Annotated in this window: 12 protein-coding genes; 4 read left to right on the top strand and 8 right to left on the bottom strand. The window is 40.0% G+C overall.

The window, feature by feature from the left end; all coding sequences use genetic code 11:
• Nucleotides 1–68 precede the first annotated feature (68 nt).
• Nucleotides 69–1,007, bottom strand: a complete 939-nt coding sequence (gene mdh, locus SANK73390_RS11295; protein ID WP_462766122.1) for a malate dehydrogenase — start codon at nucleotides 1,005–1,007, stop codon at nucleotides 69–71.
• Between the two features lie 253 nt (nucleotides 1,008–1,260).
• Here mdh and argR point away from each other — a divergent pair, with 253 nt between their 5' ends.
• Nucleotides 1,261–1,728, top strand: coding sequence for a transcriptional regulator ArgR (gene argR, locus SANK73390_RS11300; RefSeq protein WP_261592609.1), 468 nt, complete (start codon nucleotides 1,261–1,263; stop codon nucleotides 1,726–1,728).
• Between the two features lie 38 nt (nucleotides 1,729–1,766).
• On the opposite strand, the gene SANK73390_RS11305 is transcribed toward argR, so the two are convergent.
• The 5 genes from SANK73390_RS11305 to SANK73390_RS11325 all read right to left on the bottom strand — a co-directional run bounded on the left by SANK73390_RS11305 (nucleotide 1,767) and on the right by SANK73390_RS11325 (nucleotide 7,859).
• The gene (locus tag SANK73390_RS11305; protein WP_462766123.1) at nucleotides 1,767–2,684 is read right to left on the bottom strand and encodes a Dyp-type peroxidase; all 918 of its coding nucleotides are present in this window, start codon (nucleotides 2,682–2,684) and stop codon (nucleotides 1,767–1,769) included.
• A 26-nt stretch (nucleotides 2,685–2,710) separates the two neighbouring features.
• Nucleotides 2,711–3,742, bottom strand: a complete 1,032-nt coding sequence (locus SANK73390_RS11310) for an ABC transporter ATP-binding protein (RefSeq protein WP_462766124.1) — start codon at nucleotides 3,740–3,742, stop codon at nucleotides 2,711–2,713.
• Nucleotides 3,739–5,355 carry an ABC transporter permease gene (locus tag SANK73390_RS11315; protein WP_462766125.1) on the bottom strand — a complete coding sequence of 539 codons (1,617 nt, stop codon included), beginning with the start codon at nucleotides 5,353–5,355 and terminating at the stop codon, nucleotides 3,739–3,741. Before SANK73390_RS11315 ends, SANK73390_RS11310 begins: the two co-directional genes overlap by 4 nt.
• Before the next feature lie 16 nt (nucleotides 5,356–5,371).
• Nucleotides 5,372–6,376, bottom strand: a complete 1,005-nt coding sequence (locus SANK73390_RS11320; RefSeq protein ID WP_462766126.1) for a Fe(3+) ABC transporter substrate-binding protein — start codon at nucleotides 6,374–6,376, stop codon at nucleotides 5,372–5,374.
• Between the two features lie 814 nt (nucleotides 6,377–7,190).
• Nucleotides 7,191–7,859, bottom strand: a complete 669-nt coding sequence (locus SANK73390_RS11325) for a tRNA-uridine aminocarboxypropyltransferase (RefSeq protein WP_462766127.1) — start codon at nucleotides 7,857–7,859, stop codon at nucleotides 7,191–7,193.
• 69 nt (nucleotides 7,860–7,928) lie between these two features.
• Between SANK73390_RS11325 and SANK73390_RS11330 the strand changes: the two genes are divergently transcribed.
• Entirely contained in the window at nucleotides 7,929–8,468 is a 540-nt protein-coding gene (locus SANK73390_RS11330; RefSeq protein ID WP_462766128.1) for a GNAT family N-acetyltransferase, read from the top strand.
• 207 nt (nucleotides 8,469–8,675) lie between these two features.
• On the top strand, nucleotides 8,676–9,068 hold the full coding sequence (locus tag SANK73390_RS11335; protein ID WP_261592616.1) for a DUF2750 domain-containing protein: 393 nt from the start codon (nucleotides 8,676–8,678) through the stop codon (nucleotides 9,066–9,068).
• Nucleotides 9,069–9,372: 304 nt separating this feature from the next.
• Here SANK73390_RS11335 and SANK73390_RS11340 read toward each other — a convergent pair whose 3' ends face one another.
• A complete protein-coding gene (locus SANK73390_RS11340; RefSeq protein ID WP_462766129.1) occupies nucleotides 9,373–10,803 on the bottom strand; it encodes a phosphomannomutase in 1,431 nt (476 codons plus the stop codon).
• The gene (locus SANK73390_RS11345; protein ID WP_462766130.1) at nucleotides 10,790–12,199 is read right to left on the bottom strand and encodes a mannose-1-phosphate guanylyltransferase/mannose-6-phosphate isomerase; all 1,410 of its coding nucleotides are present in this window, start codon (nucleotides 12,197–12,199) and stop codon (nucleotides 10,790–10,792) included. The genes SANK73390_RS11340 and SANK73390_RS11345 overlap by 14 nt, the downstream gene beginning before the upstream one ends.
• A gap of 449 nt (nucleotides 12,200–12,648) precedes the next feature.
• Between SANK73390_RS11345 and SANK73390_RS11350 the strand changes: the two genes are divergently transcribed.
• Nucleotides 12,649–13,302: an outer membrane beta-barrel protein gene (locus SANK73390_RS11350; protein ID WP_462766131.1), complete on the top strand. Its 654-nt coding sequence runs from the start codon at nucleotides 12,649–12,651 to the stop codon at nucleotides 13,300–13,302.
• Nucleotides 13,303–13,326 lie beyond the last annotated feature (24 nt).

Below are 13,326 nucleotides of genomic sequence, written 5' to 3' on the forward strand. Positions count from 1 at the left end.
AAAATGCCAGTCAATTCTTAACTGACTGGCATTACGCTTACAGCGGGTTTTTTACAACTTCATTTAGCTTACTTAGCCATAAAGTCCACACCCTCTTGGATGTCTTTATTTAATGTTGCAAGCATATCTTCTTTGGCTTTTTGTTCGAATGCGCTTAACTCACCGTAAGATAAAATTTCTTCAACACCATTCTTGCCAAGACGAACTGGGTGAGCGAAATAAGGTGCGTCGCCATTGTCAACAGCAACATAAGCATAATCAACAACATTGCTGTCGCCTTGTAGGCCTCTTACCAATGAGAAGCAGAAACGTGCTGCTGCAGCACCCATTGAAAGCGTAGCTGAACCGCCACCCGCTTTTGCATTTACAACTTCAGTACCTGCATTTTGAATACGTGGTGTAAGCGCCGCGACTTCTTCATCAGTGAACGTAACGCCTTCAACTTGAGAAAGTAGAGGTAAAATTGTAGTACCAGAGTGGCCACCTATAACAGGCACTTTAACTTCAGATACGTCAACACCTTTTAGCTCAGCTACAAAAGCTTCAGAACGGATCACGTCAAGTGTGGTTACACCAAATACGCGTGATGCATCGTAAGTGCCCGCTTTTTTAAACACTTCAGCTACAATTGGTACTGTGCCATTTACTGGGTTTGTGATAACACCAACTAGCGCTTTAGGACAGCTTCTAACAATACCTTCAGCCAATGTCTTGATGATACCTGCATTTACGTTAAATAAGTCAGCACGGTCCATACCAGGCTTACGTGGCATACCTGCAGGGATAAGTACGATATCAGCATCTACCAATGCCGCATCTAAGTCATCAGCACCAAAGCCTGCAACTTTCACTGCAGTTGGAATGTGAGAAAGATCAACAGCTACACCCGGAACAACTGGTGCAACATCGTATAGTGCTAGCTCAGAGCCTGCAGGCAAGCCATTTTTAAGTAAAAGTGATAAAGCTTGACCGATACCGCCAGCGGCACCTAATACAGCAACTTTCATGTGAATTCTCCATAATTTGAAGGTGGAATTTAATGTGCTGTAAAGATAATGAAAAGCGACACTAAAAACAAATTAATCCGAGTTATTTTCATGATTTTTTCGACTATAGTTGTAAAGCAACACACACTTCGCGCTTTACAGAGACCTATTTCACTTTGCTTTTAAGATAAAGCCCCTGCATGAGTGTGAAAATTTGGGTAACGAACAAGTTTTGTGTAAAATCCTACAACCGCTTTAAAAGAAATGAAACTTTATGCAGCCACAAGAAAAACAAGAAGCTTTGATCAAAGCCTTTAAAGCCCTTTTAAAAGAGGAGAACTTTGGCTCTCAAGGCGAAATAGTTGATGCTTTAAAAGAGCAAGGCTTTGATAATGTAAGTCAAAGTAAAGTATCTCGTATGCTCAGTAAGTTTGGTGCAGTTCGCACCCGTAATGCCAAACAAGAAATGGTTTACTGTTTACCTGCTGAAATGGGTGTACCTACAGCAAAAAGTCCTTTACGTCAACTGGTTATAGATATAATACATAACGAAATGATGATTATTATCCGCACCAGCCCTGGCGCTGCACAATTAATTGCTCGCTTGCTAGATTCCTTAGGTACAGCTGATGGAGTATTAGGAACAATTGCGGGTGACGATACAATTTTTATTGCTCCGGCTAAAATATCAGAGATTGACGAAACACTCGAGCGCGTAAAAACATTATTTGATAACGTTTAAATGTAATGAGGCGAGTAAGTACTAACTCTTACTCACTCTTACTGCTCACATAGTTTTGCCATATCACTTAAAAACTGTACCGAAGGAGCAAAAAACGCAGCTCCCATATCGGCTTGGCTATAATCTAGCAAAGGATCATAACACTGCGGATCGCCAAGCCTTGAAGTAAGCACTTGCTCAAAAGCAGAACCATTTGCAGAACAACTTAACCATAAACTCCCTTGCTCAAATACATCCCCAAAAGGCATGCTTTGATCCAGTAATAAAGCCAGACCATGCGTATCTTTTAGTTCTGTTAGTATTGCGTGGTTATCGGGCTGTGCTGGCTCTATCAAGGTATTATCTAATCGTGTGCGCCCCATAATTTGCTCCTGCTCTACCAAAGGCAAACGCTGCCAAGCATCAATATCAAACTTTACTCTCATTACATGAAGGTAACTACCTTGATCGTCCATTTTTTGAGGGTTATTCACAAAAGCAACTTGGCGCTTAAAACGACCATGTGGGGTATTTGCTCCATATATAAAACCATTAAAATCCCGCCCATCTAAAAAACGAAAACCACGCACATGTGCCACTAATTCAACGCTTGGTGCCAACAGATGCAATACACTTTGCGCAAATAAGTAATTTACATCCTCTCTATCCGAGCGAATGACAAATAACAAATCAAACGGCTGTGAGTGAATAACATGTTCAGAGCTTGTTACATTTGGAAAGCTTTTAAGCTGTTCGGGAATAAACTCTGGATAAATATGTGGCCAATACTGAGCACCAATGGCCACAAAACTAGACACCATAGATTCAGAAAAGCGATCACTGAGTTCATTTTGTAAGCGCTCACAGTTTGCTAGCGCAGCACGGACAGCTTCATCTTGGCCTTCTAATACATTAAAAAATAAATGTAGCCCATGTAGGTTTGCTTCAGCACAGACCCCTGATTGTGCTTGCGCCATGCCTTATCCTTTTTGTTCATCTAGTATTAAGAAAAGAAATTTACCGCATGTGCCTTAATTTTTAAAGAGACAGGTTTAGTTGTATCCAATAATTGTTCAGCAGGTGCAGGAACTTCAAGCTGTTGATCCGCCACTTTTATATGATAGACGTAATCTGTGCCAATGAACCTTTGTTGCACTATTTCAACGTCTCCTTGAGGGTCATTAATCAGTTCTAAATGCTGTGGGCGAACATAAATTTGCCCGCTTGTTTGTGACTGCGATAAAGTAATTAACGAACTCACGTCACCAAATTGAGTTGTAACACTTTGACCATTATAACGCTGCGCATCTAGATAGATACCCTGCCCTAAAAACTCAGCAACTGCTTTTGTTTTTGGTTTTTGAAATAAAGTTTTTGCACTATCTAACTGGGCAATTTTTCCCTCATGCATAATGGCGAGCTTATCAGCAAATGCAAAAGCTTCATCTTTTGAATGGCTGACAAAAATAGCTGACACCTGCTGATCTTTAATAATGCTCCGTATATCATTTATCAGCTGAAATCTTACTTGTGTATCAATATTTGAAAACGGCTCATCCAGCAATAATAAATTGGGTTTGTAGGCCAATGCTCTTGCAATCGCTACCCGTTGCTGTTGCCCACCAGATAACTCATGTGGGAAGCGTTTTTCTAGTCCTTCCAGCCTCACTAATTCAATCATTTGAACGACACGAGTATTGCGTTCGCTGTTATTTAATTTAGATAACCCAAATGCAATATTTTGAAACACGTTTAGATGTGGAAACAAGGCATAATCTTGAAACATCATACCTATATTTCGATGTTGCGGGGCAACAAAAAACTGCTTGTTGCTCACGCACTGCCCATGGATAGCAATTCTACCACTTTGTGGTTTGATCAACCCTGCTATAGCTTTAAGCGTGGTTGTTTTTCCACAACCACTGGCACCTAAAAGGCAAACTATTTCGTTATGGGCAACCGTTAAATCTAGATCAGAGATCACCGCTTGCTGCTGATACTGATACGATACTTTTTCTAAAATGAGACTACTCATTGACTATGCTGTTCCATTGAACGGTTAACAATATAAAGTGGCACCAAGCCCACAATAACAATCAGCAATGCTGAAATTGACGCTAACTCCAGTTGTTCATCGCTCACATACTGAAATACATGCGTTGCTAATGTTTCGTAATTAAAGGGCCTTAGCAACAGTGCCGCAGGTAACTCCTTCATACACTCAATAAACACCAGTAGAGCTGCGGTTAAAATACCTCTTCGCAACATAGGAAAGTGCACTAAACTCAGTGTTTGCATGCGGTTTTTTCCCATGCTTTGACTTGCCATATCAAGTGATGGGCTTATGCGCACGTAACTGGCTTCTACCGCTCCATGGGCTATCGCATAAAAACGCACTACGTAGGCAAAAATCATAGCAAAAATACTACCACTTAGGAGTAATCCGGGTTCAAAGCTAGTTTCAGAAAACCACTCATTAAGCTTATTATCAAGCAAAGTTAATGGTAGCAAAACAGCGATAGCCAGAACTGTTCCGGGCAATGCATAGCCAGTACTTGCAAACTTTCCAGGTAAATACTTACTCGTATGAGTACCAATTCGTTGATGAAAAACCACGAGTAAACTTAATAATACCGCTGCTACACTCACCCAAATCGCGATTTTTAAACTTTGCCAAGCATAGAGGAAAAACTCACTATTCCAAGCTTGCTCATAGTAATCAAATGCATAGCCTAACAACACAGCGACCGGTAACACAAAAGCAAAAAATAAAACCAGCACACAATAACTTGTGGCTAAAAACGCACGCTTACCCGTCAGCTGATATAGTGTTTCGTCATTTTGACTAGCTTGGCGCTCATGCACCACGCTATTTTTTCGACTTAGTCGCTCTAAAGCCAATGACACAAACAAAAACAGCAGCATAATGCCGGAGATTTTCGCAGCTGCTGTTAAAGAGTAATATCCTAACCAGGTATCATAAACCGCCGTTGTTAATGTACTCACAGCAAAGTAATGTACCGTTGCAAAATCTGCCATAGTCTCCATGCTGATCAAGGCTAAAGCTGCCACAACGGCACCTCGTGCCATAGGTAAACTCACTTTAAAAAAGCTTTGCATAGGGCTTAAGCCCATTAATTGGCTAGCCTGAATTAATTTAAATGACTGCTCACGTAAAGCTGTTTTAAATATTAAATAAAGGTAAGGATAAAGTACCAACGCTATCATCACCGCAGCACCTGATAAGGTACGAATATCGAAAAACCAATAATCATTAGGGGATTGCCAACCAAACCAATCTCTTAACTTAATTTGAATTGGACCTGCATAATCAAGTAAGTCAGTATAAATATACGCAATAATATAGGTGGGCATCGCCAAAGGTAACATCAAAGCCCATTCAAAAAAGCGTCGCCCGGGAAAGTTACAATAAGCCGCAAGCCACCCCAAAGGCAGCGCGATAATGCAACTAAGTACTAGAACCCCTGCAATGAGTAATACGGTATTGCTGACATAATCCCACAATACCGTATTCCACAAGTGAGCAAAGACCTCTGAGTCACCTTGTAATGACTCAAAAATTAAAAAAGCCAACGGCGTCGATAGGCACACACCTATCGACCAAGCAGCTATATGCCATCTAGACAAACATCAACCCCTTAAATTACAGATCGAACTTCACTTCATCAATCAGTTTAAGTGCTACTGGGCGATATTTTGCAATTTCAGATAATGGCAGTTTGTCTTCTTTAAAGCTTCCCCAAGACGCAACCAATGGTGACAACTTCACACCGGGTTTAACTGGGTATTCCATATTCACTGATGCATACATATTTTGCGCTTCATCACCGGTCATAAACTCAATGAGTTTTAAAGCATTATCTGGATTTTTTGCGTATTTGGTCATAACCACACCAGAGACATTTAAATGTGAACCACGGTTAGTTTGATTAGGAAAATTAATATGTACCGACTCAGCCCATGCTTTTTGTTTATCGTCAGTAAGCATTTTGCCAAAATAGTAACTATTGCCTAACGCTAAGTCACATAATCCTTCTTTTACTGATTTAACTTGCGCTCTATCATTACCTTGAGGCTTACGCGCCAAGTTCTCTTTTACGCCTTGCAACCATGTTTTGGTATAAGCTTCACCATGGTGAGCTATCATAGACGCCACTAGTCCTAAGTTATAAGGGTGTTTGCCAGAGCGCGTACAAATTTTGCCTTTAAACTGTGCATCAGCTAATGCCTCATAAGTTAAAGACTTAAGTTCACCCGTACGCGTTTTTGATGAATAAACATTACGCACGCGTTTTGTCAAAGCAACCCAATCACCTTGCGGGTCTCGAAATTCAGCGGGAATATTACTGGCTACTTGCTTACTGTTAATTGGCTGTGTAAGCCCTAATTCTTCAAGTTGAATTAAAGAACTAAAGTTAGATGTTAGAACTAGGTCGGCACGACTGTGCTTTCCTTCACGCTTAACACGCTCTATTAAGCCTTTTTTAGAAAAAACCACATTGGTTTTAATGCCTGTTTGCGCGGTAAATTTATCTAAAATGGGTTGAATTAAAAAGGGCTGGCGAAATGAGTAAATATTTACTGCTTCATCAGCAACAACTGATGTACACGTTAACGAAGTAAAAACAACAGCGAACAGTCGCTTCATAATCAGACTCCAATTTTTAAGTTTATTCTTATTTCAGGCAATTCTAACCTGTATCAAAATATTGTACACCCGAAAGCAAAGACAATTCATCAGCATCTTTGCCCAATAACAGGACAGAGTGGAATAAAATTGTGAGATATCTCTCACCATGGACTAGGTAATCAAGGAAGCGGCTGCTGTTTATTACACCAATAAAAACATAACCCACTGTAATATTTAAATTTATTTAATTTTTATGTAATTTAATGCAAATTATAAAGCTTTTGAGTGCCTACTCACATCTCGGGGTTACTCTATAATTAAACCCAAGTTCAGGAAGACATCGGTTTTAGCAAGCTGACTCAAGGGTATATACCCAACCTACTTGGAAGTAGGTGCAATGGAAAGTAAAAGGAAATACAAAGGATGCTGTATTGATTGTAGGATACATAAACAGGATGTTTTATCCGAAGCAATGATGCTAAAAAGGATTAGCTTAGGAATGGCTAAAAAGTGAATGAATCACTTTTATGGATAAATGTTTAAGGAATGAGCATTAGCAGGACAAGAGCCACTGAGCTCATAAATGGATTCAAAAGGACCTTTGGTAAAGGACATACAGCAGGAAGCTGTTTTCAATGGAGGGAGCGCACGGAGCACATGGAGGAATAGGACATTAGCAGGAAGCTAGATTTCGCATAAACAGAACACCAAGCGAAACCAAGGAACAGGAAGGTATTAAGAGTTGATAATTTCAACATAGCAGGATGCTATAAAAGATTCCGTCAGCGCGGCTCATTGAGTCGCGCTTCTTTCTTTTTATATCAACCCATAATTAACGTTTTTGCCTCTTGCCTTTTAAATATGCATCTCGAAAATCGATAAAATGCTGTGTTAACCGTTGTGCAGCCTGCGGCTCCCCATTTTGCTCTAATACTACGCAAGCGACTTCGGCTGTACCCAACTGATGTGCATGCGGTGCGACTCGCAGTTTATAATCTGATAAGGATTCGGGGGATATAGATAACACTGGGAACTCGTCCAGATATGGGCTTTTCCTAAACATCTTTTTGGCTTCTCGCCATGTACCATCTAAGAAAATATATAAAGGGATTTTATCGGTCACTCTAATAACTTGCTCAATCACGCGCTGTGGAACTACGTTATCGGCAGGAAAAACCACGACAGGTTGATATTTGGAATTAGCTAGCAATGTTAATAAAGCTTTATCAGGAATGGTCCTATCCCATCTAAAGGCATGATTATCAGGAATAATATCGGCTATTAACCTCCCTGTATTGGATGGCTTAAAGCTTTCATTATGATACATTAATAAACATACAGCGCTTTGACAGTCACCCGCTACGTTAATACCATCACAAATACATTGGCTTTGTGCTAACAAGCATGACTCACAGCGGCTTAACTTTGACCCTCGGGCCTTATATTCACGCTTTGCAGCGGCTATTTGCTGCTGGCGCAACGCTAATACGGAATTGTTCACTGAACGCTCTCATTTAGATTGGCCGCATATTGTAATAAAATTCATGCTTAAAAGCAGTAAGGAAAGAAGATGAATATCACAAATTCAAAGCGCTTAAGCTTTCGCTTAATGAGCGAAAAAGATGCACAACTACTCTTTGAGCTGGATCAAGACCCTGCTGTTATGAAATACATCAATGGAGGTAAACCAACCTCTATGCATGATATCAACAATGTATTTATTCCTCGTTTAAACTCATACACAAGCCAAGTACATGGCTGGGGGCTGTGGCAAGTAAATATTACTGAAACAAAGCAATTCATTGGCTGGATATTAGTTCGCCCTATGGGCTTTTTTAATAACGAGCGAAATGATAAAGACTTAGAACTTGGTTGGCGCTTTAAACAATTTACTTGGGGTAAAGGCTACGCCAGTGAAGCTGCAATACACATTGCCAATGCCCTGAGCAATAACACGACTATTGAGGCTTTTAGTGCCACAGCGATGATTGATAACCACGCCTCCATTGGTATTATGAAAAAACTAGGTATGCTTTCTATCAAAGAGTATACTCATCGAGACCCGTTAGGGGATATGGAAGCGGTGTTATACCGTAAAAACTTACGCTAAACTGAGCTATTCTAATGTTGCAGCAAATCAAACCAATGGCATTAAATAATTGATCAGATATTGCAACTGCCAAATGGCTTAGTAACCTGACAAAATTTTCGGTATGTAGTTAATCTACATGAGCCATTTTTAACACAGTTAATGCGTCATTTAGCTCGCTAGAATGATCAATGTTTTAATAAAATTAGTACCAATATGGACAAATTTATGGATACACCAATTAACCCTGATCGCATAAACGCGCTTTTAAATAATGATAATGTGCAACGTTATAAGTATTTAATCAAAGAAGTAACGCAAACCGAACAAGTGTGGATTTTAACCGACCAACATGGCTGTGTGATGCTCAATAGCGAGAGTGAAGACTGTGTTCCGGTATGGCCCAATAAAGAGTTTGCGCAGCTATGGGCAACGGGTGATTGGCAAGACTGCGAGCCACAAGCTATCAGCCTTAAAAAATGGCATGCCAAGTGGACTGATGGTTTAACCGATGATGAGCTTGCTATTGCGGTGTTTCCGATTCCAGAGCAAGATGGCTTAATCGTCAGTCCTGATGAATTTGACTACGAACTTGAGCAGTTTAGAACAAAAAAACAATAGCCCGCTTTGACTGCAACAATTGCAAGAGCACTGATCACGGTGCTCAAACATTCTCATGGCCTAAACCTTTTTTATAAGTTAAAAACAAGAAAAACGTGTTGTTTGGCTCCCCTAAATTGATATAACTCAACTAAAAATACCACAGGCTATTTCATTATTAGCCCCTATTATATTAAATAAATGCACAGATATAACGACAGATAAGTGGCTTAGTAATCAAGCAAAAATTTCGATATGTCGTTATTCTCCACGAATCATTTTTAACGCAGTTAATGAGTCATGTAGCTCGCTAGAATCATCAATTTTATGCTCTAGTCATATTCTTTATACTTGATAGAACCCGCTTCACAAGTCGCTGAGCATTCAACTTATTATCACATTCAACATAACATCTAAGCTCAGGTGCATTACCCGAGGGTCTCAGATGAATAATATCGCCACTTTCTAACAACATCCTAACCCCATCAGTGTTATCCGTATGTACGCGGCCCTGATATTGAATTTGTGAGTAATCGAGAAATAGATAAGGTGAATTACGAGCAAATTGAACAATTTGAGTACTTTTTTGCAAATCTACGTTTTCAATTCGATCACTGTAGGTAAAGCGTTGAGGTAACTTTAACAGTAAGTTACTAAGCTTATTTTGACCAAGCATCGCCAGTACACACAGCACAGGTAATAATGCATCTCTTGTTTCGAGTTTCTTCATTACACGATGATTATCATAGATATCACTGGCCAGTAAGAAGCCACCATTGGCTTCAAACCCAGCAACGAGCGCATTGTCATCTTGTAAAGTTTTTATCGCATTTATCACGTACGCTGAACCAATTTTTGTTCGTACGATTTGCTCAAAAGCTCCTGACAGCTCTAACGCTGTATTACAATTCACAGGTATAGCTAAAGCATTAATATTTAAATACTGTGCAGCCAGCAAACACAAAATATCACCAGCTAAGTATTCACCTCGCTCATCTGCAAGTAATGGCCTATCACCGTCACCATCGGTCGAAAATAACACATCAAGCTGATACTCCTTTGTCCATTTTTTAGCTTGTTGTCTGTCTAATTCGCCAACAGCTTCGGTATCAACTGCAACAAACTCTTCGCTATAACCTAAATTTACGACCTCTCCACCAAGCGCTGCAAACAAAGATGAATATATATCCCTGCCTGCACTGGTATGTTGGTAAACACCAATTCGTTTACCAGTGATTAAATCACTAGGGAAATAAGTAACATAGCGCTTAATATATTGCTGCTGAGCATAGTAACTGACTTGAGGTAATGCTTCTAACTGTAACTGAGGTACGCATATTTGAGCATTGATTATCGTTTGTTCATCTGTCTTATCTATTTCACCGTCACATCGATAAAACTTAAGCCCATTTCTGTCATGCGGAATATGGCTCCCCGTAACCATAATTGCAGGAAGCTGAAGTAACTGAGCAGCGTAAGCTAAAGCAGGTGTAGGTACTACGCCATAATATTCAACTTCATAACCATGGTGTTTAAGAGCCGCAATACAAGCTTGTGCTATCTTCACACTACTCGGTCGATTATCAATAGCGATTGCGACTCGTATCGCTGACGTTTGTTGTGCCATAAAAGCCAATGTGAATGCACCACAAACTTGTGGAGTAAGTTGGCTGACTAACCCTCTCGCGCCACTGGTGCCAAAACGAACACCACTTTGCGCAATAATATCATTACTATACATACTAGCTACGGCCATATTGATCATCAAAGCGCAAAATATCGTCCTCTGCCAAATACGACCCAGATTGAACCTCTATTAACTCTAAATCAACTTTCCCCGGATTTTCTAAAGCATGTACCTGAGCAATAGCAATGTACACAGATTCATTCTCGGTAACGTACGATACTTTATCACCAATAAGCACTTTCGCAGTACCTGCGACCACAACCCAGTGCTCTGCTCTGTGATGATGCATTTGCTTAGAAAGCCGAGCCCCGGGTTTAACTGTTATGCGCTTAACCAGAAACCGTTCACCACGGTCAAATGCATCATATTTCCCCCACGGACGATATACCTCTCGGTGCTCACTTACTTCAGAACGATTTTCAAGTTGCAACTGATTAACCATCTCTTTGACTTTTTGTGTATGTGCTTTATGTGCAACAAGTAATGCATCTTTAGTATTGATAATAACCAAATCTTGCACGCCTATCGTTGTAGTCAATTTATGCTCACTCAATATCAAAGTATTCTGGGTGTCTAACGTTTTCACGTCACCTTTGACTACGTTCCCATTTACATCCCTTGAAGAAATATTCCACAACGCCGAAAACTCACCAACATCACTCCAGTTTGCATCTAGAGGCAGCACAACACCATATTTTGTTCGCTCCATAACAGCGTAATCAATTGAGTTACTCGGACACGCTGCAAATGCTTTGTTGTTAATTCGAATAAAGTCTAAATCTAATTTTTGCTGTTCCAAAGCACGCTGACATGCATAATAGATTTTTGGCTGGTGGTGCTTAATTTCATGTAAATAACGTGATGCTTTAAACATGAACATGCCGCTATTCCAATAATATTGGCTACTATCTAAATATTTCTGTGCTAATTCTAAAGTAGGCTTTTCAACAAAACTGTCTACTTTATAAGCATGTGGCACATGAGGCTTTCCTTTTTTAATATAGCCATACCCCGTCTCCGCACGCGTGGGAATGATACCAAAAGTAACAAGGTGATTCTTTTTAGCCAGTATCTGAGCTTGCTCTATTGCTACATAAAACGCGCGTTCATCACCAATAATATGATCTGCAGGGAGTACAAATAATATTGGGTCATCACCTTGCTCAATTGCTTTGAGAGCCGCTAATGTAATGGCAGGTGCCGTATTCCTGCCGATTGGCTCCAAAAGGATCTGTGCATCATGCACTTCTATTTGCCTTAGTTGCTCAGCGGCAATAAACCTATGCTCTTCATTACAAATAATCAAAGGCCGACCATGCTCTAGGCCATTCAGGCGTAATAAAGTATCTTGAAATAGCGTGTTTTCAGAGTCACCCAAAGCAAGAAACTGTTTTGGGTACTTTTCTCGTGATAACGGCCAAAGACGTGTGCCGACTCCACCTGCAATGATCACTGGTCGAAACATATAAACTCCACCCAAGCCCTAACGTTAAATTGTGTAATACCATTTGCATTAAATAAATGGCCAAATATTGCGACAGATAAATAGCTTAGTAACAAAGCAAAAATTTTAGTATGTAGTTATTCTACATGATTCATTTTTAACGCAGTTAATGCGCCACTTAGCTCGCTAGAATGATCAATGTTTTAATAAAATTGGTATAACTAAAGCGCTATATTCTAAACCAGCACAACCAGATAGTGGTAGTTTATTAAAAAGCTCACATTTGATTTATTCAGCTATAACCAAAAACCAGCATATCGTGAAACATATGCCTGAACAGCATAAATATAAAAAGCTTTCACGCTAATTACATTCGTTTACACATTAGCCTCATAGCTGAGGCTATATTATTGCTTTTTGTCATGTTCCCATTAAAATACTTCCCCTTCACTATTTGGAAGAAGTAAACAATGGAATTTAAAAAACTCGTCTTTGCAATGGCAGCTCTTGCAAGCTCACACACTATCGCTTTAGAAACACCTACAAATCAAGAAGCCTTAAGCCCTATTCAATTCTCTGTGTATGCGGGTTTGACACACGGTGGTGATAAGTTAGTAGAGATTCAATATGAAGGTCGTTCTGCTCAAGATATTCGCGCAGGCGGCACAATAAACTTAGGTGCTGGTTTAAACTACGAATTCAATAACAAATGGTCATTGCAATCAAACTTGGGTTACCATTTCGACTCTGATAACGCTAACAATGCAGACATCACCTTTTCGCGTTGGGCTATAGATGTGATCCCATATTACCAGCTAAATGACTCGTTTAAAGTGGGTGCTGGTATTACTTATCATTTAAATACCGAGTTAGAAATGGATATGAACAACACCAACAGCACTATTTCGTTCGATAATACGGCTGGCGTGGTTGCTTCATTAGGCTATCAATTTGAAAACCACAACGGCTGGTTAGAAGCGCGTTTTGTTAAAATTTCATACGATGCAGACACGGTAAACGTTGGTAAGGTATGGGGTACGAACGTAAATAAATCGGCTGATGTTAAAGGCCTACCTAGCATTGGTGGTAACCACCTTGGTTTAACTTACCACTACGTATTTTAAGCCTTTGTTGCTAAGCCTTACTGA

Source organism: Pseudoalteromonas sp. SANK 73390, assembly GCF_054966645.1.

Bases quoted from the DNA above. Each gene is read 5' to 3' on its own strand.
- mdh (WP_462766122.1), bottom strand. From the start codon at position 1,007: ATGAAAGTTGCTGTATTAGGTGCCGCTGGCGGTATCGGTCAAGCTTTA.
- argR (WP_261592609.1), top strand. From the start codon at position 1,261: ATGCAGCCACAAGAAAAACAAGAAGCTTTGATCAAAGCCTTTAAAGCC.
- SANK73390_RS11305 (WP_462766123.1), bottom strand. From the start codon at position 2,684: ATGGCGCAAGCACAATCAGGGGTCTGTGCTGAAGCAAACCTACATGGG.
- SANK73390_RS11310 (WP_462766124.1), bottom strand. From the start codon at position 3,742: ATGAGTAGTCTCATTTTAGAAAAAGTATCGTATCAGTATCAGCAGCAA.
- SANK73390_RS11320 (WP_462766126.1), bottom strand. From the start codon at position 6,376: ATGAAGCGACTGTTCGCTGTTGTTTTTACTTCGTTAACGTGTACATCA.
- SANK73390_RS11330 (WP_462766128.1), top strand. From the start codon at position 7,929: ATGAATATCACAAATTCAAAGCGCTTAAGCTTTCGCTTAATGAGCGAA.
- SANK73390_RS11335 (WP_261592616.1), top strand. From the start codon at position 8,676: ATGGATACACCAATTAACCCTGATCGCATAAACGCGCTTTTAAATAAT.
- SANK73390_RS11340 (WP_462766129.1), bottom strand. From the start codon at position 10,803: ATGGCCGTAGCTAGTATGTATAGTAATGATATTATTGCGCAAAGTGGT.
- SANK73390_RS11345 (WP_462766130.1), bottom strand. From the start codon at position 12,199: ATGTTTCGACCAGTGATCATTGCAGGTGGAGTCGGCACACGTCTTTGG.
- SANK73390_RS11350 (WP_462766131.1), top strand. From the start codon at position 12,649: ATGGAATTTAAAAAACTCGTCTTTGCAATGGCAGCTCTTGCAAGCTCA.